Source organism: Neisseria perflava (genome assembly GCF_019334725.1).
In the GTDB taxonomy this organism is placed as follows: domain Bacteria; phylum Pseudomonadota; class Gammaproteobacteria; order Burkholderiales; family Neisseriaceae; genus Neisseria; species Neisseria subflava_A.
This window is the reverse complement of record NZ_CP079818.1, coordinates 246,947-273,809: the sequence shown is the minus strand read 5'-3', so window position 1 is coordinate 273,809 and position 26,863 is coordinate 246,947. Positions and strand designations below refer to the sequence as shown.

Below are 26,863 nucleotides of genomic sequence, written 5' to 3'. Positions count from 1 at the left end.
TCTGAAAAAAACATTACGAAAAGGGAACAGATTGATGACGGAAAACGAGCGTTTTGCTTGGTTGCAACTGGCATTTACGCCCTATATCGGTGCAGAAAGTTTTTTGGTGCTGTTGCAGCAATTCGGTAGCGCACAAGCTGCCTTGAATGCGCCGGCAGATAGAATTGCCGCGTTGGTACGCCATAAACAGGCGACCGAGTCGTGGCGTCATGCGGACAAACGGGCTTTGGCGCAGCGGTCTGCTGAAGCCGCTTTACAATGGGAAACGCAGGACGGTTGCCGTTTGTTGCTGCTGCAAGATGATGATTTCCCCGAAATGCTGACACAAGGCATTACCGCGCCGCCGGTTTTGTTTTTACGCGGTAATGCAGAGTTGTTGCACACACCTTCTGCCGCGATTGTCGGCAGCCGCCATGCCACGCCGCAGGCAATGCGGATTGCCAAAGATTTCGGCAGGGCATTGAGTGAAAAAGGCATTCCCGTCGTATCGGGTATGGCTTCGGGTATCGATACCGCCGCCCATCAAGGCGCATTGCAGGCAGATGGCGGTACCATTGCCGTCTGGGGAACCGGTATAGACCGCATTTATCCGCCGTCCAATAAAAACCTTGCTTATGAAATTGCTGAAAAAGGATTGATTGTCAGCGAGTTCCCTTTGGATACGCGTCCATTTGCAGGCAATTTTCCTCGCCGCAACCGTCTGATTGCCGCGTTGTCGCAGCTGACATTGGTGGTAGAAGCGGCATTGGAATCCGGCTCATTGATTACCGCCAAGCTGGCGGCGGAGATGGGGCGCGAAGTGATGGCAGTGCCCGGTTCGATAGACAATCCGCACAGCAAAGGCTGCCACAAGTTGATTAAAGACGGGGCAAAATTGGTGGAATGTTTGGACGATATTCTCCATGAGTGTCCGCAGCTATTGCAAAATACGCCTGTTCCATCATATTCTATAAATAAGACGGTCAAACCGAAAAACGATCAAACCGAACATCTGCAACCCAAAACAATAGCAGATGAACCGCAAAGGCCGTCTGAAAACCTATCTGCCGCCCCATCAACAAGCGCTTTATTGGAAGCAATGGGTTACGACCCGATACATCCCGATATTTTGGCGCAACAAACCAATACGGCAGCGGCAGACGTGTACGCACAGCTTTTGGAATACGAACTTGACGGTATCGTTGCTGCCTTGCCGGGCGGTCGTTATCAGCGTGTCAAAGCATAAATTATCTATATTTAAGGAACCAGCATGACCGAAGTCATTGCCTATTTAATCGAACACTTCCAAGATTTCGACAATTGTCCGCCTCCTGAGGATTTGGGTCGCCTCTTGGAAGATGCGGGTTTTGATGCTACGGAAATCGGCAATACATTGATGATGATGGAAGTCTTGTTCAATACATCCGAATTCTATGCCGAGCCGTTTAACAGCGACTCACTGCGCGTATTCTGCCGTGAGGAAGCTGAAAACCTGCCGCAGGAAGTCATGGGCTTGATGCAGTATTTGGTTGCCGAACACGCAATTACTTATGAGCAACGCGAAATCGTCATTCACGCCCTGATGCATATTCCATCGGACGAAATCACCCTCGATACCGCCAAAGTGTTGGTATTGCTGGTGTTATGGATGCACAAGAGCGAGCTATCCGTCCTGATAGGAGACGACTTGATGAGTGCGTTGACTGGACAAAATGTGATGCACTAAACCTTTTTTCAGACGGCCTCAATAATAAAGGCCGTCTGAAACATAAATCCAATACATCCAAAAGAGAACAACAATGGCGAAAAACTTATTAATCGTCGAATCCCCGTCCAAAGCCAAAACCCTGAAAAAATATCTGGGCGGTGATTTTGAAATCTTGGCGTCTTACGGCCACGTCCGCGATTTAGTTCCGAAAAGCGGAGCAGTCGATCCCGACAATGGCTTTGCCATGAAGTACCAGCTGATCAGCCGCAACAGCAAACACGTCGATGCCATCGTTGCTGGTGCCAAAGAAGCTGAAAACATCTACCTCGCAACCGACCCGGATAGGGAAGGCGAAGCCATTTCTTGGCATCTTTTGGAAATCCTCAAATCCAAACGCGGCCTGAAAAACATCAAACCGCAGCGTGTCGTGTTCCACGAAATTACCAAAAACGCCGTACTCGATGCGGTTACCCATCCGCGCGAAATCGAAATGGATTTGGTCGATGCGCAACAAGCCCGCCGAGCTTTGGACTATTTGGTCGGTTTCAACCTCTCGCCATTGTTGTGGAAAAAAATCCGCCGCGGTTTGAGCGCAGGCCGTGTACAAAGTCCCGCTTTGCGCCTGATTTGCGAGCGCGAAAACGAAATCCGCGCGTTTGAAGCGCAGGAATATTGGACGGTACATCTCGACAGCCATAAAGGCCGCAGCAAGTTTACCGCCAAACTTGCCCAATACAACGGCGCGAAACTCGAACAATTCGACCTGCCGAACGAAGCCGCGCAAGCCGATGTGTTGAAAGAACTCGAAGGCAAAGAGGCCGTCGTTACTGCCATCGAAAAGAAAAAGCGCAGCCGCAATCCCGCCGCGCCGTTTACCACATCCACCATGCAGCAGGATGCCGTGCGCAAACTCGGTTTCACTACCGACCGCACCATGCGTACCGCCCAGCAGCTTTACGAAGGTATAGACGTAGGGCAGGGCGCCATCGGTCTGATTACCTATATGCGTACCGACAGCGTGAATTTGGCCGATGAAGCGTTAACCGAAATCCGCCATTACATCGAAAACAAAATCGGCAAAGAATATCTGCCAAGTTCGGCCAAACAGTACAAAACCAAATCCAAAAACGCCCAAGAAGCACACGAAGCGATCCGTCCGACTTCCGTGTACCGCACGCCCGAAAGCGTCAAACCCTTCTTGAGCGCAGATCAGTTCAAACTCTATCAAATGATTTGGCAACGTACCGTTGCCTGTCAGATGACGCCCGCCAAATTTGACCAAACCACCGTCGATATTACCGTCGGCAAAGGCGTGTTCCGCGTAACCGGACAAGTGCAGACTTTCGCAGGCTTCTTGAGCGTGTATGAAGAAAGCAGCGACGACGAAGAGAGTGAAGACAGCAAAAAACTGCCCGAAATGAGCGAAGGCGATAAATTGCCTGTAGACAAACTTTACGGTGAACAACACTTCACCACTCCGCCGCCGCGCTACAACGAAGCCACGCTGGTTAAAGCCCTCGAAGAATACGGCATTGGCCGCCCCTCCACCTACGCCAGTATTATTTCCACGCTCAAAGACCGCGAATACGTTACCCTTGAGCAAAAACGCTTCATGCCCACCGACACAGGCGACATCGTCAATAAATTCCTGACCGAACACTTCGCCCAATACGTCGATTACCACTTTACCGCCAAACTCGAAGACCAGCTTGACGAGATTGCCAATGGCAAACGCCAATGGATTCCCGTGATGGATAAATTCTGGAAACCATTTATCAAACAAGTGGAAGAAAAAGAAGGTATCGAACGTGCCAAATTCACCACGCAGGAACTCGACGAAACCTGCCCCAAATGCGGCGAACACAAACTGCAAATCAAGTTTGGCAAAATGGGCCGTTTCGTCGCCTGCGCTGGTTATCCAGAGTGCAGCTACACGCGCAACGTCAACGAAACCGCCGAAGAGGCCGCCGAGCGCATCGCCAAAGCTGAAGCAGAACAAGCCGAACTCGACGGGCGCGAATGCCCCAAATGTGGCGGACGGTTGTTGTACAAATACAGCCGCACCGGCAGCAAATTCATCGGCTGCGCCAACTACCCCAAATGCAAACACGTCGAGCCGCTGGAAAAACCCAAAGACACCGGCGTCCAGTGCCCACAATGCAAAAAAGGCAACCTCGTCGAGCGCAAATCCCGCTACGGCAAACTGTTTTACAGTTGCAGCACTTATCCGGATTGCAACTACGCGACATGGAACCCACCCATTGCAGAAACCTGTCCAAAATGCGCGTGGCCGGTTTTGACCATCAAAACCACCAAACGCTGGGGCGTGGAGAAAGTCTGCCCGCAAAAAGAATGTGGTTGGAAAGAGCAAATTGAACCGCCTGCACCGAAGGAATAATTTGTTAATGAAATAGTAAAGGCCGTCTGAAAAATGATTTGCAGACGGCCTTTTTGTTTCTAAAAGAATAGAGTGAAATACGGCTTGATAGCAGTTTCACTATATAATTAAGGCCGTCTGAAAACTCGGCATCTTTTAAGAATTATGGCAAACAACAAACATTCCAAACACAGCAATCAAGTACGTATCATCGGTGGGCAATGCAGGGGACGAAAGCTAACATTTTTATCTGCAGATGGTCTGCGCCCGACGCCTGACAGCGTGCGTGAAAAACTATTTAATTGGTTGGGTCAGGATTTAACCGGCAAAACGGTATTAGATTTATTCAGCGGTAGCGGTGCTTTAGGAATGGAGGCTGCTTCTCGTAATGCGGCAAAAGTGCTAATGGTCGATAACCACCGCCAAACTGTTCAAACGCTTCAGAAAAATATCTGTGAATTAGGTTTGAAACAGGTGGAAATTGTGTGTTCAGACGGCATGGCTTATCTGACAAGGCCGTCTGAAAAATTTGATGTTGTGTTTCTTGATCCGCCGTTTGCATGGGAAGATTGGCAAAATCTGTTTATCCGATTGCAAAGCCACTTGAAAAATGGGGCAATGGTCTATATTGAAGCAGGGAAGTTGCCTGAAAAACCGGATTGGCTGGAAATTTATCGGGAAGGAAAGGCGGGAATGAGTAGGTTTGAATTATCGCTCTATTCGCAAGTTGCTGAATAGTATAGAATTTGAGAATCATTCCCAAGGTGTAAAACATTCTTTTAAACGGATTGTTCCGACGTCATTTGTGCTATAATCCGCGCCCAATCGGTTTTGATAATTTAAGAAAAAAGGAAATAGAAATGTCGCTCTTTATTACAGATGAGTGCATTAACTGCGATGTGTGCGAACCGGAATGCCCTAATGATGCCATTTCGCAAGGTGAAGAAATTTACGAAATCAATCCAAATTTGTGTACGCAATGTGTAGGCCATTACGATGAGCCTCAGTGCCAACAGGTATGTCCTGTCGACTGTATCTTGATCGATGAAGAGCATCCTGAAACGCACGAAGAACTGATGGCTAAGTACGAAAAAATCATTCAGTTTAAATAAATAGTGTTTAAAAGCAAAAACTTGGATGTTTTTAAAGAAATAAATGAAAAAAAATCTTGACGGAAATCTGAGTTGCCAATAAACTAGCGTTCTCTTTTGGAGGGATTCCCGAGCGGTCAAAGGGGGCAGACTGTAAATCTGTTGCGCGAGCTTCGAAGGTTCGAATCCTTCTCCCTCCACCAAAAATTCTTACTTGGAGCAAAAAGTGAGTATGCGGGTGTAGCTCAATGGTAGAGCAGAAGCCTTCCAAGCTTACGGTGAGGGTTCGATTCCCTTCACCCGCTCCAAACAATTTCGCCCATGTAGCTCAGGGGTAGAGCACTCCCTTGGTAAGGGAGAGGTCGGCAGTTCAAATCTGCCCATGGGCACCATCTCATTATTACCCTTTATTTTCAAAAAGCTTAGATTATAGGATATTGCCATGGCTAAGGAAAAATTTGAACGTAGCAAACCGCACGTAAACGTTGGCACCATCGGTCACGTTGACCATGGTAAAACCACTCTGACTGCTGCTTTGACTACTATTTTGGCTAAAAAATTCGGTGGCGCTGCAAAAGCTTACGACCAAATCGACAACGCTCCTGAAGAAAAAGCTCGTGGTATTACCATTAATACCTCACACGTAGAATACGAAACTGAAACCCGTCACTACGCACACGTAGACTGCCCGGGCCACGCCGACTACGTTAAAAACATGATTACCGGTGCTGCCCAAATGGACGGCGCGATCTTGGTATGTTCTGCCGCTGACGGTCCTATGCCTCAAACTCGCGAACACATCCTGTTGGCTCGCCAAGTAGGTGTACCTTACATCATCGTATTCATGAACAAATGCGACATGGTTGACGATGCCGAGCTGTTGGAACTGGTTGAAATGGAAATCCGTGACTTGTTGTCAAGCTACGACTTCCCTGGCGACGACTGCCCAATCGTACAAGGTTCTGCACTGAAAGCTTTGGAAGGTGATGCTGCTTACGAAGAAAAAATCTTCGAATTGGCTGCTGCCTTGGACAGCTACATCCCAACACCTGAGCGTGCTGTGGACAAACCTTTCTTGTTGCCTATCGAAGACGTATTCTCTATCTCCGGCCGTGGTACAGTAGTAACCGGTCGTGTAGAGCGCGGTATCATCCACGTTGGTGACGAGATCGAAATCGTAGGTTTGAAAGAAACCCAAAAAACCACTTGCACCGGCGTTGAAATGTTCCGCAAACTGCTGGACGAAGGTCAAGCGGGTGACAACGTAGGCGTATTGCTGCGTGGTACTAAACGTGAAGACGTAGAGCGTGGTCAAGTATTGGCTAAACCAGGTACTATCACTCCTCACACCAAGTTCAAAGCAGAAGTATACGTACTGAGCAAAGAAGAGGGTGGTCGTCACACTCCATTCTTCGCTAACTACCGTCCACAATTCTACTTCCGTACTACTGACGTAACTGGTGCAGTTACTTTGGAAGAAGGCGTAGAAATGGTAATGCCAGGTGAGAACGTAACCATTACTGTAGAACTGATTGCGCCAATCGCTATGGAAGAAGGTCTGCGCTTTGCGATTCGCGAAGGTGGTCGTACCGTAGGTGCGGGTGTGGTTTCTTCTGTAATCGCTTAAGTTTAGAGGCCAATAGCTCAATTGGTAGAGTATCGGTCTCCAAAACCGAGGGTTGGGGGTTCGAGACCCTCTTGGCCTGCCAAATAAAAAATTAACCGGCCTTGTGCCGGTTAATTTTTTTGTACTTAAGTTCTAAGATTATTTGGAATTAATTAATGGATCAATGCCGCTATCTAAAATGAAGGCGGGTGGGGTATTGATAAGTGAGTAAAGATGACAGAACATCCGTCTGGACGCAAAGAAGGCCATCAGAAAAAGGAAGTTGTGGTAAGTAATAAGCCGGCTCCTGAAAAGAAAGAAGGTCTGTTTGCATATTTTAAGAGCTCTTGGACTGAGTTTAAGAAGGTAGTTTGGCCGAGTCGTGATGAAGCGGTTAAAATGACTGTATTTGTGATTATCTTCGTTGCAGTTTTAGCAGCCTTCATTTATGCGGCAGATACAATTATTTCATGGTTGTTTTTTGATGTTTTATTAAATAGGAAAGGGTAAAGATGTCAAAGCGTTGGTATGTGGTACAGGCCTATTCCGGTTTCGAGAAAAATGTTCAAAAAACATTGAAAGAGCGTATTACTCGTGAAAACATGGAAGAATATTTCGGTCAGATTCTCGTTCCTGTAGAGGAAGTGGTAGACATCAAGAATGGCCGAAAAACCATCAGTGAGCGTAAATTCTATCCAGGCTATGTGCTGGTTGAAATGGAAATGACCGATGATTCATGGCATTTGGTTAAGAGTACCCCTCGAGTAAATGGCTTTGTAGGTGGTAGCGGAAATCGTCCAATCCCAATTTCTCAAAAAGATGCAGATGCTATTTTGCAACAAGCCAAAACAGGTGTTGAGAAGCCAAAACCAAAAGTTGAATTCGAAGTGGGTCAGCAGGTTCGTGTGAATGAAGGTCCATTTGCTGATTTCAATGGAATTGTTGATGAAGTTAACTACGAGCGTAATAGACTGCGTGTTTCAGTTCAAATTTTTGGTCGGGAAACACCGGTTGAATTAGAGTTCGGTCAGGTTGAAAAGATTTAAGTGGTTTAATTCGCTTGAAAATTTTTTTTTAAGCAGATATAATCGCAAATTCTGTTTGGGAAGCGGAATGGTTCCGCGTTATACCCGTTTTTAGGAGTCCTTAAGTGGCAAAGAAAATTATCGGCTACATCAAACTGCAAATTCCTGCAGGTAAAGCCAATCCATCTCCCCCAGTTGGTCCTGCTTTGGGTCAGCGTGGTTTGAACATCATGGAATTCTGTAAAGCATTTAATGCTGCAACCCAAGGTATGGAACCTGGTTTGCCAATTCCAGTCGTGATCACCGCATTTGCAGATAAATCATTCACATTTGTGATGAAAACCCCACCAGCTTCTATCTTGTTGAAAAAAGCTGCTGGTCTGCAAAAAGGTAGTTCTAATCCTCTGACTAACAAAGTGGGTAAATTGACCCGCGCTCAGTTGGAAGAAATTGCTAAAACTAAAGAGCCTGATTTGACTGCTGCTGATTTGGATGCGGCTGTTCGTACTATCGCCGGCTCTGCTCGCTCAATGGGCTTGGATGTGGAGGGTGTTGTATAATGGCTAAAGTATCTAAACGCTTGAAAGCTCTGCGCTCTTCTGTTGAAGCTAACAAACTGTACGCAATCGATGAAGCAATTGCTTTGGTTAAAAAAGCTGCTACTGCTAAATTTGACGAGTCTGTTGATGTATCTTTCAACTTGGGTGTTGATCCTCGTAAATCTGACCAAGTTATCCGTGGTTCAGTCGTTCTGCCTAAAGGTACCGGTAAAACAACTCGCGTAGCTGTGTTTACTCAAGGTGCAAATGCAGATGCTGCTAAAGAAGCTGGTGCAGATATTGTCGGTTTTGAAGATCTGGCTGCTGAAATCAAAGCTGGTAATCTGAACTTTGACGTTGTTATTGCTTCTCCTGATGCAATGCGTATCGTTGGTCAATTGGGTACCATCTTGGGTCCTCGTGGTCTGATGCCAAACCCTAAAGTAGGTACTGTTACTCCTAACGTTGCTGAAGCAGTTAAAAATGCAAAAGCAGGTCAAGTACAATACCGTACAGATAAAGCCGGTATCGTTCATGCAACTATCGGTCGTGCTTCTTTCGCTGAAGCTGACTTGAAAGAGAACTTCAATGCGTTGCTGGATGCTATCGTTAAAGCCAAACCTGCTGCTGCTAAAGGTCAGTACCTGAAAAAAGTTGCTGTATCCAGCACTATGGGTTTGGGTGTTCGCGTTGATACTGCAAGCGTGAACAACTAAGAAATTTTCAGGTGATCCAGTTTTCTGGATTGCCTGGATTTGGGCTACTTAAAATTAAGTAGATGTCCAAGACCGTAGGGATCGTAAGATTTAATCGTAACTGCCCTACGCAGACGGTAGTCCTGAAACACATTGCAAGATTGCTTGTAAGATGTCTTTTTAGGTTACCGCGCTGGTGGGATATCATTTCGGTATCCTGTTTATAAACAGTGGGAGGTAGACCTTGAGTCTCAATATTGAAACCAAGAAAGTGGCCGTAGAGGAAATTAGCGCAGCAATTGCTAACGCTCAAACTCTTGTAGTCGCTGAATATCGCGGTATCAGTGTTTCCAGCATGACTGAGCTTCGTGCAAATGCACGTAAAGAAGGCGTTTACTTGCGTGTTCTGAAAAATACTCTGGCTCGTCGCGCAGTAGAAGGTACTTCATTCGCAGATTTGGCCGATCAAATGGTTGGTCCATTGGTTTATGCTGCTTCTGAAGATGCTGTTGCTGCTGCTAAAGTGCTGCACCAATTCGCGAAAAAAGATGACAAAATTATCGTTAAAGCCGGTTCTTACAATGGCGAAGTAATGGATGCTGCTCAGGTTGCTGAGTTGGCCTCTATTCCAAGCCGCGAAGAGCTGTTGTCCAAACTGTTGTTCGTTATGCAAGCTCCCGTATCAGGCCTTGCACGTGGTTTGGCTGCTTTGGCAGAGAAAAAAGCTGGCGAAGAAGCCGCTTAATCGATTTTGTTTCATTTAATCAATTATTTTTTAATACAATATTTGGAGTATAAATAGCATGGCTATTACTAAAGAAGACATTTTGGAAGCCGTTGGTTCTTTGACCGTAATGGAATTGAACGATTTGGTTAAAGCTTTTGAAGAAAAATTTGGCGTTTCTGCTGCTGCAGTTGCAGTTGCAGGTCCTGCAGGTGCTGGTGCAGCTGCTGCTGAAGAGAAAACTGAATTTGACGTAGTATTGGCTTCTGCCGGTGATCAAAAAGTTGGCGTGATTAAAGTTGTCCGCGCTCTCACTGGCTTGGGTCTGAAAGAAGCTAAAGACATCGTTGACGGTGCACCTAAAACTCTGAAAGAAGGTGTTTCTAAAGCTGAAGCTGAAGACATCCAAAAACAACTGGAAGAAGCCGGCGCTAAAGTCGAAATCAAATAATTTGATGCTTCCTATGAAGGCTGGCAGTTTTCTGCCAGCCTTATTTTGCTTCTTAAAATAAGCATCAGGCATTGTTTACATTTATTTGCATAGCCTTTATAAAATCATTGCAAATAAATGTAAATATCAGATTGATGCATGCCGTTGTTTCAGACGGCCTATTATTTAAAATTGCTTTTCGGAGTGTATATGAGCTATTCGTTTACCGAGAAAAAACGTATCCGTAAGAGTTTTGCAAAGCGAGAGAATGTCTTAGATGTTCCTTTCCTGCTGGCAACCCAAATTGATTCTTATGCGAAATTTTTGCAGCTGGAAAATGCTTTTGACCAACGTACTGATGATGGTCTGCAAGCGGCATTTAATTCTATTTTCCCGATTGTGAGCCATAATGGTTATGCGCGCTTGGAGTTTGTGCATTACACATTGGGCGAGCCTTTGTTCGATATTCCTGAATGCCAATTGCGCGGCATTACTTATGCGGCCCCATTGCGTGCTCGTATCCGTTTGGTGATTTTGGATAAAGAAGCATCTAAGCCGACAGTAAAAGAAGTTCGTGAAAACGAAGTGTATATGGGCGAAATCCCATTGATGACGCCAAGTGGCTCTTTTGTTATCAATGGTACTGAGCGCGTGATTGTTTCCCAGCTGCACCGTTCTCCTGGTGTGTTCTTTGAGCATGACCGTGGTAAAACACATTCTTCCGGTAAGCTGTTGTTCTCTGCTCGTATTATTCCTTACCGTGGTTCATGGTTGGATTTCGAATTTGATCCAAAAGATTTGCTGTATTTCCGTATCGACCGTCGCCGTAAAATGCCGGTTACGATTTTGTTGAAAGCTTTGGGCTACAACAATGAACAAATCTTGGATATTTTCTACGATAAAGAAACTTTCTATTTGTCTTCAAACGGTGTTCAAACTGATCTGGTTGCAGGCCGTCTGAAAGGTGAAACTGCCAAAGTTGATATCTTGGATAAAGAAGGCAATGTACTGGTCGCCAAAGGTAAACGCATTACTGCGAAAAATATCCGTGATATTACCAATGCAGGCTTGACTCGTCTGGATGTAGAGCCAGAAAGCCTGTTGGGTAAAGCATTGGCTGCTGACCTGATTGATCCGGAAACCGGCGAAGTATTGGCTTCTGCTAACGATGAAATTACAGAAGAACTGTTGGCCAAGCTTGATATCCATGGCGTAAAAGAAATTACGACCCTTTATATCAATGAATTGGATCAAGGCGGTTACATCTCCAGCACTCTGCGTACAGACGAAACTGCTGATCAGCAGGCTGCACGCGTTGCGATTTACCGCATGATGCGTCCTGGCGAACCGCCTACCGAAGAAGCTGTTGAGCAGCTCTTCAACCGCTTGTTCTTCAGTGAAGACAGCTATGATTTGTCTCGCGTAGGTCGTATGAAATTTAATACGCGCACATACGAGCAAAAATTGTCTGAAGCACAACAAAACTCTTGGTATGGCCGTTTGCTGAATGAAACTTTGGCCGGAGCAGCTGAAAAAGGCGGTTACGTTCTGAGTGTTGAAGACATCGTTGCTTCCATTGCTACATTGGTTGAACTGCGTAACGGTCATGGCGAAGTAGATGATATTGACCACTTGGGTAATCGTCGTGTTCGTTCTGTGGGTGAGTTGACTGAAAACCAATTCCGCAGCGGTTTGGCTCGTGTAGAACGTGCAGTTAAAGAGCGTTTGAACCAAGCAGAATCTGAGAACTTGATGCCGCATGACTTGATCAATGCGAAACCTGTTTCTGCTGCGATTAAAGAATTCTTCGGCTCCAGCCAATTGAGCCAATTTATGGATCAGACCAACCCATTGTCTGAAGTTACCCATAAACGCCGTGTATCTGCATTGGGCCCGGGCGGTTTGACTCGCGAACGTGCAGGCTTTGAGGTGCGAGACGTACATCCGACCCACTATGGCCGTGTATGTCCTATTGAAACACCTGAGGGTCCAAACATTGGTTTGATCAACTCATTATCCGTTTATGCGCGTACCAATGATTATGGTTTCTTGGAAACTCCTTACCGCCGTGTTGTCGATGGCAAAGTAACTGAAGAAATCGACTACTTGTCTGCTATCGAAGAAGGTCGTTATGTGATTGCACAGGCAAATGCCGATTTGGACAAAGATGGTAATTTGATTGGCGACTTGGTCACTTGTCGTGAAAAAGGCGAAACCATTATGGCAACGCCTGACCGCGTTCAATATATGGACGTGGCAACCGGTCAAGTGGTATCCGTTGCAGCATCTCTGATTCCATTCTTGGAACATGATGACGCGAACCGTGCATTGATGGGTGCCAACATGCAACGTCAGGCCGTACCGTGTCTGCGCCCTGAAAAACCGATGGTTGGTACCGGTATCGAGCGCTCTGTTGCCGTTGACTCTGCAACTGCAATCGTTGCCCGCCGTGGTGGTGTGGTTGAGTATGTAGATGCAAACCGCGTTGTGGTTCGTGTTCATGATGATGAAGCGACTGCCGGTGAAGTGGGTGTCGATATTTATAACTTGGTTAAATTCACTCGTTCTAACCAATCTACCAACATCAACCAACGTCCGGCCGTAAAAGCAGGCGATGTGTTGCAACGTGGTGACTTGGTGGCCGACGGTGCATCTACCGACTTGGGCGAGTTGGCTTTGGGTCAAAACATGACCATCGCCTTCATGCCATGGAACGGTTACAACTACGAAGACTCGATTCTGATTTCAGAAAAAGTGGCTGCAGACGACCGCTATACTTCGATTCACATTGAAGAGCTGAACGTTGTCGCACGTGACACTAAACTGGGTGCGGAAGACATTACCCGCGATATTCCGAACTTGTCTGAGCGTATGCAAAACCGTTTGGATGAATCCGGTATCGTGTATATCGGTGCAGAAGTAGAAGCAGGTGACGTCTTGGTAGGTAAAGTAACACCTAAAGGCGAAACCCAACTGACTCCTGAAGAAAAACTGCTGCGTGCCATCTTCGGTGAAAAAGCATCTGATGTAAAAGATACTTCATTGCGTATGCCTACCGGCATGAGCGGTACCGTTATCGACGTTCAAGTCTTTACTCGTGAAGGTATCCAACGCGACAAACGTGCTCAATCCATTATTGATTCTGAATTGAAACGTTACCGTCAAGATTTGGGCGATCAATTACGTATTTTCGATAATGACGCATTCGACCGTATCGAGCGTATGATTGTTGGTCAAAAAGCCAATGGTGGTCCGATGAAGCTGGCTAAAGGCAGCGAAATTACTACCGAATATTTGGCAAGCCTGTCCAGCAAACATGATTGGTTTGACATCCGTCTGGCTGACGAAGATTTGGCCAAACAGTTGGAACTGATTAAATTGAGCCTGAAACAAAAACGCGAAGAAGCGGATGAGTTGTATGAGATCAAGAAGAAAAAACTGACCCAAGGCGATGAGCTGCAACCAGGCGTACAAAAAATGGTGAAAGTATTTATCGCCATCAAACGCCGTCTGCAAGCCGGTGACAAAATGGCGGGTCGCCACGGTAACAAAGGCGTGGTATCACGCATTCTGCCAGTGGAAGACATGCCTTACATGGCTGACGGCCGTCCGGTAGACATCGTACTGAACCCATTGGGCGTACCTTCCCGTATGAACATCGGTCAGATTTTGGAAGTTCACTTGGGTTGGGCGGCAAAAGGTATCGGCGAACGCATCGACCGAATGCTGAAAGAGCAACGCAAAGCCAGCGAGCTGCGTGAATTCTTGAACAAACTCTACAACGGTAGCGGTAAGAAAGAAGATTTGGACAGCCTGACAGATGAAGAAATCATCGAATTGGCTTCCAACCTGCGTAAAGGTGCATCTTTCGCCTCTCCTGTATTCGATGGTGCGAAAGAGTCTGAAATCCGCGAAATGTTGAACTTGGCTTACCCAAGCGAAGATCCTGAGGTTGAGAAACTGGGCTTCAATGACAGTAAAACTCAAATCACGCTGTATGACGGCCGTTCAGGCGAAGCATTTGACCGCAAGGTTACAGTCGGTGTGATGCACTATCTGAAACTGCACCACTTGGTTGACGAAAAAATGCACGCCCGTTCTACCGGTCCATACAGTCTGGTTACCCAGCAGCCTCTGGGCGGTAAAGCTCAGTTCGGTGGCCAACGTTTCGGTGAGATGGAGGTTTGGGCATTGGAAGCATACGGCGCGGCATACACGCTGCAAGAGATGCTGACTGTGAAGTCTGACGACGTGAACGGCCGTACCAAAATGTACGAAAACATCGTCAAAGGCGAACACAAAATCGATGCCGGTATGCCTGAATCCTTCAACGTATTGGTTAAAGAGATTCGCTCACTGGGCTTGGATATCGATTTGGAACGTTACTAAACAGAAGTTTTCAGACGGCCTTTCAAGGTCGTCTGAAAAAGCGGTTTCAGAATAAGAATGAAGCAATCGGCATTTAGGCCGTCTGAAATCAAAAGTACCGTTTCACAATATCGAAAATCCGCCATGCGGTAAAAATACTTCCTTCAAGGAGCAAAAATGAATTTGTTGAACTTATTTAATCCGTTGCAAACTGCCGGCATGGAAGAAGAGTTTGATGCCATCAAAATCGGTATTGCCTCTCCCGAAACCATCCGCTCATGGTCTTATGGCGAAGTTAAAAAACCTGAAACCATCAACTACCGTACGTTCAAACCTGAGCGCGACGGTTTGTTCTGCGCCAAAATCTTTGGCCCTGTCAAGGACTATGAATGTTTGTGCGGTAAATACAAACGCTTGAAATTTAAAGGCGTAACCTGTGAAAAATGTGGCGTAGAAGTGACCCTGTCTAAAGTACGCCGCGAACGCATGGGCCACATTGAATTGGCTGCACCTGTTGCCCACATTTGGTTCTTGAAATCCCTGCCTTCCCGCTTGGGTATGGTATTGGACATGACTTTGCGCGATATCGAACGCGTATTGTACTTTGAAGCATTTGTGGTAACCGATCCCGGTATGACTCCGTTGCAACGTCGTCAATTACTGACTGAGGACGATTACTACAACAAACTGGACGAATACGGCGACGACTTCGATGCCAAAATGGGTGCAGAAGGTATCCGTGAATTGCTGCGTACCTTGGATATTACCGGCGAGATCGAAATTTTGCGTCAAGAGCTGGAATCTACCGGTTCTGACACCAAAATCAAAAAAATCGCCAAACGTTTGAAAGTATTGGAAGCCTTCCACCGTTCCGGTATGAAACTGGAATGGATGATTATGGATGTGCTGCCGGTATTGCCGCCTGATTTGCGTCCGTTGGTTCCATTGGATGGCGGTCGTTTTGCCACTTCCGATTTGAACGATTTGTACCGTCGTGTTATCAACCGTAACAACCGTCTGAAACGTCTGTTGGAATTGCATGCGCCTGACATCATCGTTCGTAACGAAAAACGTATGTTGCAAGAAGCAGTTGACTCTCTGTTGGATAACGGCCGCCGCGGTAAAGCCATGACTGGTGCCAACAAACGTCCGCTGAAATCATTGGCAGATATGATTAAAGGTAAAGGCGGCCGCTTCCGTCAAAACCTGCTGGGTAAACGTGTGGACTACTCCGGTCGTTCCGTGATTACCGTAGGCCCATACCTGCGTCTGCACCAATGTGGTCTGCCGAAAAAAATGGCGTTGGAACTGTTCAAACCATTTATTTTCCACAAATTGGAAAAACAAGGTTTGGCTTCTACCGTTAAAGCTGCGAAAAAATTGGTAGAACAAGAAGTACCTGAAGTATGGGATATCTTGGAAGAAGTGATCCGCGAACATCCGATTATGCTGAACCGTGCGCCAACCCTGCACCGTTTGGGTATTCAAGCGTTCGAACCTATCCTGATCGAAGGTAAAGCGATTCAGTTGCACCCATTGGTGTGTGCCGCATTTAACGCCGACTTTGACGGTGACCAAATGGCTGTACACGTTCCATTGAGCTTGGAAGCACAAATGGAAGCACGCACGCTGATGCTGGCTTCAAACAACGTATTGTCTCCAGCCAACGGCGAACCAATCATCGTACCTTCTCAAGATATCGTATTGGGTCTGTACTACATGACCCGCGACCGTATCAATGCCAAAGGCGAAGGCAGCCTGTTTGCCGATGTGAAAGAAGTGCATCGTGCATACCATACCAAACAGGTTGAACTGGGTACGAAAATTACCGTACGTCTGCGTGAATGGGTGAAAAACGAAGCAGGTGAGTTTGAGCCTGTTGTTAACCGTTACGAAACAACTGTCGGCCGTGCATTGTTGAGCGAAATCTTGCCTAAAGGCCTGCCGTTCGAGTACATCAACAAAGCGCTGAAGAAAAAAGAAATTTCTAAACTGATTAACGCATCATTCCGTCTGTGCGGCCTGCGTGACACAGTTATTTTCGCCGACCACTTGATGTACACCGGTTTCGGTTTTGCGGCTAAAGGCGGAATTTCCATTGCGGTTGACGATATGGAAATTCCGAAAGAAAAAGCAGCTTTGCTGGCCGAGGCTAATGCCGAAGTTAAAGAAATCGAAGATCAATACCGTCAAGGTTTGGTAACCAACGGTGAACGTTACAACAAAGTGGTCGATATTTGGGGTCGTGCCGGCGATAAGATCGCTAAAGCGATGATGGACAACCTGTCCAAACAAAAAGTCATCGACCGTGACGGCAACGAAGTTGATCAAGAGTCCTTCAACTCTATTTACATGATGGCCGACTCTGGTGCCCGTGGTTCTGCAGCTCAGATTAAACAGTTGTCCGGTATGCGTGGTTTGATGGCAAAACCTGACGGCTCGATTATTGAAACGCCTATTACCTCTAACTTCCGCGAAGGCCTGACCGTATTGCAATACTTTATTGCGACCCACGGTGCGCGTAAGGGTTTGGCGGATACCGCGTTGAAAACTGCAAACTCCGGTTACTTGACCCGTCGTTTGGTAGACGTAACCCAAGACTTGGTGGTTGTTGAAGACGATTGCGGTACTTCAGACGGCTTTGTCATGAAAGCAGTAGTACAAGGCGGTGACGTAATTGAAGCGTTGCGCGATCGTATTTTAGGCCGTGTTACAGCATCAGATGTTGTTGATCCTTCAACAGGAGAAACATTGGTTGAGGCAGGTACATTGCTGACTGAGAAATTAGTCGATATCATTGACCAATCTGGTGTTGACGAGGTTAAAGTCCGTACGCCAATTACTTGTAAAACCCGTCATGGTTTGTGTGCACACTGTTATGGCCGCGACTTGGCGCGCGGTAAACTGGTTAACGCTGGTGAAGCTGTAGGTGTGATTGCTGCACAATCCATTGGTGAGCCAGGTACTCAGCTGACCATGCGTACGTTCCACATTGGTGGTGCGGCATCTCGTGCGGCGGCAGCCAGCCAAGTAGAAGCTAAATCCAATGGTACAGCACGTTTCAGCAGTCAAATGCGTTATGTTGCCAACAACAAAGGCGAGTTGGTTGTCATTGGCCGTTCTTGTGAAGTAGTGATTCACGACGATATCGGTCGCGAACGTGAACGTCACAAAGTACCTTACGGTGCAATCCTGCTGGTACAAGACGGCGAAGCCATTAAAGCTGGTCAAACCTTGGCAACTTGGGATCCGCATACCCGTCCGATGATCACCGAACATGCAGGTATGGTGAAATTCGAAAACGTGGAAGAGGGTGTTACCGTTGCGAAACAGACCGACGATGTAACTGGTTTGTCTACTTTGGTAGTGATTGACGGCAAACGTCGTTCCTCTAGTGCTTCTAAACTGTTGCGTCCGACTGTCAAACTGTTGGATGAAAATGGTCTGGAAATTTGCATTCCTGGTACGACTACCCCAGTTTCTATGGCATTCCCGGTCGGTGCGGTGATTACCATTCGTGAAGGTCAGGAAGTCGGTAAGGGTGATGTGTTGGCGCGTATTCCACAAGCGTCTTCTAAAACCCGCGATATTACCGGTGGTCTGCCACGCGTAGCCGAATTGTTTGAAGCACGCGTGCCGAAAGATGCAGGTATGTTGGCTGAAATTACCGGTACCGTTTCCTTCGGTAAAGAAACCAAAGGTAAACAGCGCCTGATTATTACCGACGTAGACGGTGTAGCATACGAAACCCTGATTTCTAAAGAGAAACAGATTCTGGTACACGATGGTCAAGTGGTAAACCGCGGTGAAACCATCGTAGACGGTGCCGTAGATCCACACGACATTCTGCGTCTGCAAGGTATCGAAGCATTGGCTCGCTACATTGTTCAAGAGGTACAAGAGGTTTACCGCCTGCAAGGTGTGAAGATTTCCGATAAACACATCGAAGTCATCATCCGTCAAATGCTGCGTCGAGTGAACATTGTCGATTCCGGTGATACAGAGTTCATTACCGGCGAACAAGTTGAGCGTGGCGATGTGATGCTTGCCAATGAAAAAGCCATGGCTGAAGACAAAGAGCCGGCACGTTACGAAAATGTGTTGCTGGGTATTACCAAAGCTTCCTTGTCTACAGACAGCTTCATTTCAGCGGCATCGTTCCAAGAAACAACCCGCGTCTTGACAGAGGCCGCTATTATGGGCAAACAAGACGAGCTGCGTGGTTTGAAAGAGAACGTAATTGTTGGTCGTTTGATTCCTGCCGGTACAGGTTTGACCTACCACCGCAGTCGCCATCAACAATGGCAGCAAGCCGATCAAGAAACTTCTGAAACCGAAGCTTCAGACGAATAATCCCTCGGGATTGTTGTGAAAATAAAACCGCAAGCCAGTCTTGCGGTTTTATTTTTTAGAGGACTTAAAAGAGGGTAGAGTTTAAGGCCGTCTGAATAAATAAGGAAAGCAATGGAGAAAATAAGTAGAGAACCAAATTGCGGACTTATTTAAAATGACAAAGGCCGTCTGAATGTTTCAGACGGCCTTTGTTTCTAAAATTTAGGCATAAATTGGAAAACACCAAACTTTATCAGTCATTTGCTTGACTAAACCCTTGCAATAAAAATATAATTCCAATCTTGTCGACATGGTGTCGGCAAGTATTTAACTCAACAGGACGAGAAAATATGCCAACTATTAACCAATTGGTACGCAAAGGCCGTCAAAAGCCTGTGTACGTAAACAAAGTGCCTGCACTGGAAGCTTGCCCGCAAAAACGTGGCGTGTGCACCCGTGTATACACAACTACCCCTAAAAAACCTAACTCTGCATTGCGTAAAGTATGTAAAGTTCGCCTGACCAACGGTTTTGAAGTAATTTCATACATCGGTGGTGAAGGCCACAACCTGCAAGAGCACAGCGTCGTATTGATTCGCGGCGGTCGTGTAAAAGACTTGCCAGGTGTACGTTACCACACTGTACGCGGTTCTTTGGATACTGCAGGTGTTAAAGACCGTAAGCAAGCCCGTTCTAAATACGGTGCTAAGCGTCCTAAATAATTATCGGGACTCAAATAGGCACGTCGGCCGCCTAAGCTGAACAACGGCCGAGTAAGTGAATACTCAATTGGGTATTCATGGGAATTGCCCCAACTGAATAGATTAAAGGAAATTAAAATGCCAAGACGTAGAGAAGTCCCTAAGCGCGACGTACTGCCAGATCCTAAATTCGGCAGCGTTGAGCTGACTAAATTCATGAACGTATTGATGATTGACGGTAAAAAATCTGTTGCAGAACGTATCGTTTACGGTGCGCTGGAACAAATTGAGAAAAAAACCGGCAAAGTAGCAATCGAAGTATTTAACGAAGCCATTGCAAACGCCAAACCTATCGTGGAAGTGAAAAGCCGCCGTGTAGGTGGTGCAAACTACCAAGTTCCTGTTGAAGTTCGTCCTTCACGTCGTCTGGCTTTGGCAATGCGCTGGGTTCGCGACGCGGCCCGTAAACGTGGTGAGAAATCTATGGACCTGCGTTTGGCAGGCGAATTGATTGATGCGGCTGAAGGTCGTGGCGGTGCGTTGAAAAAACGTGAAGAAGTACACCGCATGGCTGAAGCTAACAAAGCATTCTCTCACTTCCGTTTCTAATATCGAAAGGCTAACAAAATGGCTCGTAAGACCCCTATCAGCCTGTATCGCAATATCGGTATTTCTGCCCATATTGACGCGGGTAAAACAACCACAACAGAACGTATTTTGTTCTATACAGGTTTGACTCATAAATTGGGCGAAGTGCATGACGGCGCGGCTACTACCGACTACATGGAACAAGAGCAAGAGCGTGGTATTACCATTACTTCTGCTGCTGTGACTTCTTATTGGTCCGGTATGGCGAAACAGTTCCCTGAGCACCGTTTCAACATCATCGACACCCCGGGACACGTTGACTTTACCGTAGAGGTAGAGCGTTCTATGCGTGTATTGGACGGCGCAGTAATGGTTTACTGTGCAGTAGGCGGTGTTCAACCTCAATCTGAAACCGTATGGCGTCAAGCTAATAAATACCAAGTACCTCGCTTGGCATTTGTAAACAAAATGGACCGTCAAGGTGCCAACTTCTTCCGCGTTGTTGAGCAAATGAAAACCCGTTTGCGCGCAAACCCAGTACCTATCGTGATTCCGGTTGGTGCGGAAGACAGCTTCAGCGGTGTTGTTGACCTGTTGAAAATGAAATCCATTATTTGGAATGAAGCCGATAAAGGTACAACCTTTACCTATGGCGATATTCCTGCTGAATTGGTTGAGACTGCTGAAGAATGGCGTCAAAACATGATTGAAGCTGCAGCAGAAGCCAGCGAAGAATTGATGGATAAATACTTGGGCGGTGATGAGCTGACTGAAGAAGAAATCGTAGGCGCATTGCGTCAACGTACTTTGGCTGGTGAAATTCAACCAATGTTGTGCGGTTCAGCATTTAAAAACAAAGGTGTTCAACGTATGTTGGATGCAGTTGTAGAATTGCTGCCTGCTCCTACCGACATTCCTCCAGTTCAAGGTGTTAACCCTAACACTGAAGAAGCCGACAGCCGTCAAGCCAGCGATGAAGAGAAATTCTCTGCATTGGCGTTCAAAATGTTGAACGATAAATACGTTGGTCAGTTGACTTTCATCCGCGTTTACTCTGGTGTTGTGAAATCCGGTGATACCGTATTGAACTCAGTAAAAGGTACTCGCGAACGTATCGGTCGTCTGGTGCAAATGACTGCTGCAGACCGTACTGAAATTGAAGAAGTACGCGCTGGTGATATTGCAGCTGCGATCGGTCTTAAAGACGTTACCACTGGTGAAACCCTGTGTGCTGAAAGCGCACCAATCATCTTGGAACGCATGGAATTCCCTGAGCCGGTAATTCACATTGCTGTTGAACCAAAAACCAAAGCCGACCAAGAGAAAATGGGTATTGCCCTGAACCGTCTGGCGAAAGAAGACCCTTCTTTCCGCGTTCGTACAGACGAAGAATCCGGTCAAACCATTATTTCCGGTATGGGTGAATTGCACTTGGAAATTATTGTTGATCGTATGAAACGCGAATTCGGTGTGGAAGCTAACATTGGTGCGCCTCAAGTTGCATACCGTGAAACTATCCGCAAAGAAGTTGAAGCTGAATACAAACACGCTAAACAATCCGGTGGTAAAGGTCAATACGGTCACGTTGTGATCAAAATGGAACCTATGGAGCCGGGTGGTGCAGGTTACGAATTTATCGACGAAATTAAAGGTGGTGTGATTCCTCGCGAATTCATTCCGTCTGTCGATAAAGGTATCCGCGATACCCTGCCTAACGGTATCGTTGCAGGTTACCCAGTAGTTGACGTACGCGTACGTTTGATCTTCGGTTCTTCACACGACGTTGACTCCTCTCAACTGGCGTTCGAATTGGCTGCTTCTCAAGCCTTTAAAGAAGGTATGCGTAAAGCCAATCCTGCTCTGCTTGAGCCAATCATGGCAGTTGAAGTGGAAACCCCTGAAGAATACATGGGTGACGTAATGGGCGACTTGAACCGTCGTCGTGGCGTTGTATTGGGTATGGATGATGACGGTATCGGCGGTAAAAAAGTCCGTGCCGAAGTACCTCTGGCAGAAATGTTCGGTTACTCAACCGACCTGCGTTCTGCAACCCAAGGTCGCGCTACTTACTCCATGGAGTTCAAAAAATACGCTGAAGCTCCTGCTCACGTAGCTGCTGCTGTAACTGAAGCCCGCAAAGGCTAATCAGAAAAGACCGTCTGAAACTGAAAATAAATTTTCAGACGGCCATTGTTCTTTAATCGATCTTTATATGTAAAGGAATTAGCTCATGGCTAAGGAAAAATTTGAACGTAGCAAACCGCACGTAAACGTTGGCACCATCGGTCACGTTGACCATGGTAAAACCACTCTGACTGCTGCTTTGACTACTATTTTGGCTAAAAAATTCGGTGGCGCTGCAAAAGCTTACGACCAAATCGACAACGCTCCTGAAGAAAAAGCTCGTGGTATTACCATTAATACCTCACACGTAGAATACGAAACTGAAACCCGTCACTACGCACACGTAGACTGCCCGGGCCACGCCGACTACGTTAAAAACATGATTACCGGTGCTGCCCAAATGGACGGCGCGATCTTGGTATGTTCTGCCGCTGACGGTCCTATGCCTCAAACTCGCGAACACATCCTGTTGGCTCGCCAAGTAGGTGTACCTTACATCATCGTATTCATGAACAAATGCGACATGGTTGACGATGCCGAGCTGTTGGAACTGGTTGAAATGGAAATCCGTGACTTGTTGTCAAGCTACGACTTCCCTGGCGACGACTGCCCAATCGTACAAGGTTCTGCACTGAAAGCTTTGGAAGGTGATGCTGCTTACGAAGAAAAAATCTTCGAATTGGCTGCTGCCTTGGACAGCTACATCCCAACACCTGAGCGTGCTGTGGACAAACCTTTCTTGTTGCCTATCGAAGACGTATTCTCTATCTCCGGCCGTGGTACAGTAGTAACCGGTCGTGTAGAGCGCGGTATCATCCACGTTGGTGACGAGATCGAAATCGTAGGTTTGAAAGAAACCCAAAAAACCACTTGCACCGGCGTTGAAATGTTCCGCAAACTGCTGGACGAAGGTCAAGCGGGTGACAACGTAGGCGTATTGCTGCGTGGTACTAAACGTGAAGACGTAGAGCGTGGTCAAGTATTGGCTAAACCAGGTACTATCACTCCTCACACCAAGTTCAAAGCAGAAGTATACGTACTGAGCAAAGAAGAGGGTGGTCGTCACACTCCATTCTTCGCTAACTACCGTCCACAATTCTACTTCCGTACTACTGACGTAACTGGTGCAGTTACTTTGGAAGAAGGCGTAGAAATGGTAATGCCAGGTGAGAACGTAACCATTACTGTAGAACTGATTGCGCCAATCGCTATGGAAGAAGGTCTGCGCTTTGCGATTCGCGAAGGTGGTCGTACCGTAGGTGCGGGTGTGGTTTCTTCTGTAATTGCTTAATTGAGGGATATTGATAAATGGCAAACCAAAAAATCCGTATCCGCCTGAAAGCTTATGATTACAGTCTGATTGACCGTTCTGCGCAAGAAATTGTTGAAACTGCCAAACGTACTGGCGCTGTTGTTAAAGGTCCGATTCCTTTGCCAACTAAAATCGAACGTTTCAACATCTTGCGTTCTCCTCACGTGAACAAAACTTCTCGTGAACAATTGGAAATCCGTACCCACTTGCGTCTGATGGACATCGTGGATTGGACTGACAAAACTACTGATGCACTGATGAAACTGGATCTTCCAGCAGGTGTGGATGTAGAAATTAAAGTTCAATAAGAACTAAAAAACCGAACAGCTTGGCTGTTCGGTTTTTTATAGAATTCTTAGGCCGTCTGAAAATTTTCAGATATTTGGCAACACTTCATCCGAAAAAAATGATGGGTTTAAGAAGTAAAATTGAAATTTTTGTTGATATTTCTTTGATTTGTCAATTATAATGGCGGACTTGGTACATCCGTATCAAGTTTAACTTTGTCTGAAAGGCAGGCCAATCGTAGCCCGCCCCTTTACTTAAAAGGAAAATAATCATGACTTTAGGTCTGGTTGGACGCAAAGTTGGTATGACTCGCGTGTTCGATGAACAGGGTGTTTCTGTTCCGGTAACCGTTTTGGATATGTCTGCCAACCGCGTTACACAAGTGAAATCCAAAGATACTGACGGCTACACTGCTGTACAAGTTACCTTTGGTCAGAAAAAAGCTAATCGTGTCAACAAAACTGAAGCCGGTCACTTTGCTAAAGCAGGTGTTGAAGCTGGTCGCGGTTTGGTTGAGTTTGCTTTGACTGAAGAAAAACTGGCTGAATTGAAAGCCGGTGATGAAATTACCGTTTCTATGTTTGAAGTTGGTCAATTGGTAGATGTAACCGGTACCTCTAAAGGTAAAGGTTTCTCTGGTACGATCAAACGTCATAACTTCGGTGCTCAACGTACTTCCCACGGTAACTCCCGTTCTCACCGTGTTCCTGGTTCTATCGGTATGGCACAAGACCCTGGTCGCGTGTTCCCTGGTAAACGTATGGCAGGTCAATACGGTAACACTAAAGCAACTGTTCAAAAATTGGAAGTTGTACGTGTTGATGTTGAACGCCAACTCTTGTTGGTTAAAGGTGCTGTTCCGGGTTCGGTTAACAGCGACGTCGTGGTTCGTCCTAGCGTGAAAGTAGGTGCGTAATGGAATTGAAAGTAATTGACGCTAAAGGACAAGTATCTGGCAGCTTGGCTGTTTCTGATGCTTTGTTTGCTCGTGAATACAATGAAGCTTTGGTTCACCAACTGGTTACTGCTTACTTGGCAAATGCCCGTTCTGGTAATCGTGCTCAAAAAACTCGTGCCGAAGTAAACCACTCTACTAAAAAGCCATGGCGCCAAAAAGGTACCGGTCGTGCTCGTTCCGGTATGACTTCTTCTCCGCTGTGGCGTAAAGGTGGTCGTGCATTCCCAAACAAACCTGACGAAAACTTCACTCAAAAAGTGAACCGTAAAATGTATCGTGCCGGTATGGCGACTATTTTATCCCAACTGGCTCGTGATGAACGTTTGTTTGCAATCGAAGCATTGACTGCTGAAACTCCTAAAACCAAAGTTTTTGCCGAACAAGTGAAAAACTTGGGTTTGGAGCAAGTTCTGTTTGTAACTAAACAGCTCGACGAGAATGTTTACTTGGCTTCACGCAACTTGCCTAACGTATTGGTTTTGGAAGCTCAACAAGTTGATCCTTACAGCTTGCTGCGTTACAAAAAAGTCGTTATCACTAAAGATGCAGTTGCACAATTAGAGGAGCAATGGGTATGAATCAACAACGTTTGACTCAAGTAATCTTGGCACCTATCGTTTCTGAAAAAAGCAACGTATTGGCTGAAAAACGTAACCAAATGACGTTTAAAGTTTTGGCAAATGCAACCAAACCTGAAATTAAAGCGGCTGTTGAGCTGCTGTTCGGCGTTCAAGTTGCAGACGTTACTACTGTTACCATTAAAGGTAAAGTTAAACGTTTTGGTCGTACTTTAGGTCGTCGCAGCGATGTTAAAAAGGCTTATGTAAGCCTGGCTGCCGGTCAAGAGTTGGATTTGGAAGCCGCTGCTGCAGCTGCAGATAAGGAATAAACAAAATGGCAATCGTTAAAATGAAGCCGACCTCTGCAGGCCGTCGCGGCATGGTTCGCGTGGTAACAGAAGGTTTGCACAAAGGTGCACCTTATGCACCTCTGCTGGAAAAGAAAAATTCTACTGCCGGTCGTAACAACAATGGTCATATCACTACCCGTCATAAAGGTGGTGGCCATAAACATCATTACCGCGTTGTAGATTTCAAACGTAACAAAGACGGTATCCCTGCGAAAGTAGAGCGTATCGAATATGACCCTAACCGTACTGCATTTATCGCACTGTTGTGCTATGCAGATGGTGAGCGTCGCTACATCATTGCTCCTCGTGGTATTCAAGCAGGTGCAGTATTGGTTTCCGGTGCTGAGGCTGCTATCAAAGTGGGTAACACTCTGCCGATCCGCAATATTCCTGTTGGTACAACTATTCACTGTATCGAAATGAAACCAGGTAAAGGTGCGCAAATTGCGCGTTCTGCTGGTGCTTCTGCGGTATTGCTTGCAAAAGAAGGTGCTTACGCACAAGTTCGTTTGCGTTCTGGTGAAGTACGCAAAATTAGCGTAAATTGCCGTGCAACTATCGGTGAAGTTGGTAACGAAGAACAAAGCCTGAAAAAAATCGGTAAAGCTGGTGCTAACCGCTGGCGTGGTATTCGTCCGACCGTTCGTGGTGTTGTAATGAACCCTGTTGATCACCCACATGGTGGTGGTGAAGGCCGTACTGGTGAGGCTCGCGAACCGGTTAGCCCATGGGGTACTCCTGCTAAGGGCTACCGTACTCGTAATAACAAACGCACGGATAACATGATTGTTCGTCGTCGTTACTCAAATAAAGGTTAATTAGTATGGCTCGTTCATTAAAAAAAGGCCCATATGTAGACCTGCATTTGCTGAAAAAAGTAGATGCTGCTCGTGCAAGCAACGACAAACGCCCAATTAAAACTTGGTCACGTCGTTCTACCATTTTGCCTGATTTTATCGGTCTGACTATCGCTGTTCATAACGGTCGCACTCACGTGCCTGTGTTCATCAGCGACAATATGGTTGGTCATAAATTAGGTGAGTTCTCATTGACCCGTACCTTTAAAGGCCACTTGGCTGATAAAAAGGCTAAAAAGAAATAAGGTGAA

The 26,863-nt window shown here is 46.4% G+C and carries 24 protein-coding genes and 4 tRNA genes; all 28 read left to right on the top strand.

The annotated features are described in order from the left end of the window. Positions 1–34: 34 nt before the first annotated feature. Positions 35–1,225, top strand: coding sequence for a DNA-processing protein DprA (gene dprA / locus LPB400_RS01440; protein ID WP_219089156.1), 1,191 nt, complete (start codon positions 35–37; stop codon positions 1,223–1,225). A gap of 24 nt (positions 1,226–1,249) precedes the next feature. Beyond that, positions 1,250–1,705 (top strand): DUF494 family protein, encoded by a 456-nt coding sequence (locus LPB400_RS01435; protein ID WP_070461207.1) that lies wholly within the window; start codon positions 1,250–1,252, stop codon positions 1,703–1,705. Positions 1,706–1,778: 73 nt separating this feature from the next. Continuing rightward, entirely contained in the window at positions 1,779–4,085 is a 2,307-nt protein-coding gene (gene topA, locus LPB400_RS01430; protein ID WP_219089154.1) for a type I DNA topoisomerase, read from the top strand. 144 nt (positions 4,086–4,229) lie between these two features. Further along, positions 4,230–4,802 (top strand): 16S rRNA (guanine(966)-N(2))-methyltransferase RsmD, encoded by a 573-nt coding sequence (rsmD, locus tag LPB400_RS01425; protein WP_070461210.1) that lies wholly within the window; start codon positions 4,230–4,232, stop codon positions 4,800–4,802. A 122-nt stretch (positions 4,803–4,924) separates the two neighbouring features. Beyond that, the gene (locus LPB400_RS01420) at positions 4,925–5,176 is read left to right on the top strand and encodes a YfhL family 4Fe-4S dicluster ferredoxin (RefSeq protein ID WP_003679513.1); all 252 of its coding nucleotides are present in this window, start codon (positions 4,925–4,927) and stop codon (positions 5,174–5,176) included. Positions 5,177–5,274: 98 nt separating this feature from the next. Next, positions 5,275–5,358, top strand: a tRNA-Tyr gene (locus tag LPB400_RS01415). Positions 5,359–5,389: 31 nt separating this feature from the next. Further along, positions 5,390–5,463: transfer RNA gene (locus LPB400_RS01410), tRNA-Gly, on the top strand. Between the two features lie 9 nt (positions 5,464–5,472). Further along, positions 5,473–5,547 (top strand) — tRNA-Thr (locus tag LPB400_RS01405). A 50-nt stretch (positions 5,548–5,597) separates the two neighbouring features. Continuing rightward, on the top strand, positions 5,598–6,782 hold the full coding sequence (gene tuf, locus LPB400_RS01400) for an elongation factor Tu (protein WP_002215366.1): 1,185 nt from the start codon (positions 5,598–5,600) through the stop codon (positions 6,780–6,782). A 6-nt stretch (positions 6,783–6,788) separates the two neighbouring features. Further along, a tRNA-Trp gene (locus LPB400_RS01395) sits at positions 6,789–6,864 on the top strand. Between the two features lie 131 nt (positions 6,865–6,995). Further along, positions 6,996–7,271, top strand: coding sequence for a preprotein translocase subunit SecE (secE, locus tag LPB400_RS01390; protein ID WP_070461116.1), 276 nt, complete (start codon positions 6,996–6,998; stop codon positions 7,269–7,271). A gap of 2 nt (positions 7,272–7,273) precedes the next feature. Beyond that, a complete protein-coding gene (gene nusG / locus LPB400_RS01385; RefSeq protein ID WP_070461118.1) occupies positions 7,274–7,807 on the top strand; it encodes a transcription termination/antitermination protein NusG in 534 nt (177 codons plus the stop codon). A 104-nt stretch (positions 7,808–7,911) separates the two neighbouring features. Beyond that, positions 7,912–8,346: a 50S ribosomal protein L11 gene (gene rplK, locus LPB400_RS01380; protein ID WP_002220151.1), complete on the top strand. Its 435-nt coding sequence runs from the start codon at positions 7,912–7,914 to the stop codon at positions 8,344–8,346. Next, positions 8,346–9,041: a 50S ribosomal protein L1 gene (rplA, locus tag LPB400_RS01375; protein ID WP_003677918.1), complete on the top strand. Its 696-nt coding sequence runs from the start codon at positions 8,346–8,348 to the stop codon at positions 9,039–9,041. The genes rplK and rplA overlap by 1 nt, the downstream gene beginning before the upstream one ends. 223 nt (positions 9,042–9,264) lie before the next feature. After that, positions 9,265–9,765: a 50S ribosomal protein L10 gene (gene rplJ / locus LPB400_RS01370; RefSeq protein ID WP_070461120.1), complete on the top strand. Its 501-nt coding sequence runs from the start codon at positions 9,265–9,267 to the stop codon at positions 9,763–9,765. A gap of 58 nt (positions 9,766–9,823) precedes the next feature. Further along, positions 9,824–10,195: a 50S ribosomal protein L7/L12 gene (gene rplL, locus LPB400_RS01365; protein WP_070583257.1), complete on the top strand. Its 372-nt coding sequence runs from the start codon at positions 9,824–9,826 to the stop codon at positions 10,193–10,195. Positions 10,196–10,384: 189 nt separating this feature from the next. Continuing rightward, complete coding sequence (gene rpoB / locus LPB400_RS01360; protein WP_070461124.1) at positions 10,385–14,563, top strand: DNA-directed RNA polymerase subunit beta; 4,179 nt, start codon at positions 10,385–10,387, stop codon at positions 14,561–14,563. Between the two features lie 156 nt (positions 14,564–14,719). Then, positions 14,720–18,895, top strand: coding sequence for a DNA-directed RNA polymerase subunit beta' (rpoC, locus tag LPB400_RS01355; protein WP_070461127.1), 4,176 nt, complete (start codon positions 14,720–14,722; stop codon positions 18,893–18,895). Between the two features lie 329 nt (positions 18,896–19,224). Further along, positions 19,225–19,596 carry a 30S ribosomal protein S12 gene (gene rpsL, locus LPB400_RS01350; RefSeq protein ID WP_002218431.1) on the top strand — a complete coding sequence of 124 codons (372 nt, stop codon included), beginning with the start codon at positions 19,225–19,227 and terminating at the stop codon, positions 19,594–19,596. Positions 19,597–19,713: 117 nt separating this feature from the next. After that, on the top strand, positions 19,714–20,184 hold the full coding sequence (rpsG, locus tag LPB400_RS01345; protein WP_002240962.1) for a 30S ribosomal protein S7: 471 nt from the start codon (positions 19,714–19,716) through the stop codon (positions 20,182–20,184). An 18-nt stretch (positions 20,185–20,202) separates the two neighbouring features. Next, positions 20,203–22,308 (top strand): elongation factor G, encoded by a 2,106-nt coding sequence (gene fusA / locus LPB400_RS01340; RefSeq protein WP_036491326.1) that lies wholly within the window; start codon positions 20,203–20,205, stop codon positions 22,306–22,308. Between the two features lie 85 nt (positions 22,309–22,393). Then, complete coding sequence (gene tuf, locus LPB400_RS01335; RefSeq protein ID WP_002215366.1) at positions 22,394–23,578, top strand: elongation factor Tu; 1,185 nt, start codon at positions 22,394–22,396, stop codon at positions 23,576–23,578. 17 nt (positions 23,579–23,595) lie between these two features. Next, entirely contained in the window at positions 23,596–23,907 is a 312-nt protein-coding gene (gene rpsJ, locus LPB400_RS01330; protein ID WP_002642322.1) for a 30S ribosomal protein S10, read from the top strand. Between the two features lie 251 nt (positions 23,908–24,158). Beyond that, a complete protein-coding gene (rplC, locus tag LPB400_RS01325; RefSeq protein WP_107769524.1) occupies positions 24,159–24,803 on the top strand; it encodes a 50S ribosomal protein L3 in 645 nt (214 codons plus the stop codon). Next, a complete protein-coding gene (gene rplD / locus LPB400_RS01320; protein WP_003684798.1) occupies positions 24,803–25,423 on the top strand; it encodes a 50S ribosomal protein L4 in 621 nt (206 codons plus the stop codon). The genes rplC and rplD overlap by 1 nt, the downstream gene beginning before the upstream one ends. Then, positions 25,420–25,734 (top strand): 50S ribosomal protein L23, encoded by a 315-nt coding sequence (gene rplW / locus LPB400_RS01315; protein ID WP_002243944.1) that lies wholly within the window; start codon positions 25,420–25,422, stop codon positions 25,732–25,734. The genes rplD and rplW overlap by 4 nt, the downstream gene beginning before the upstream one ends. Positions 25,735–25,739: 5 nt before the next feature. Next, complete coding sequence (gene rplB, locus LPB400_RS01310) at positions 25,740–26,573, top strand: 50S ribosomal protein L2 (protein WP_003684813.1); 834 nt, start codon at positions 25,740–25,742, stop codon at positions 26,571–26,573. A 5-nt stretch (positions 26,574–26,578) separates the two neighbouring features. Next, positions 26,579–26,857 carry a 30S ribosomal protein S19 gene (gene rpsS / locus LPB400_RS01305; RefSeq protein WP_002215422.1) on the top strand — a complete coding sequence of 93 codons (279 nt, stop codon included), beginning with the start codon at positions 26,579–26,581 and terminating at the stop codon, positions 26,855–26,857. The last annotated feature ends 6 nt before the right edge of the window (positions 26,858–26,863 follow it).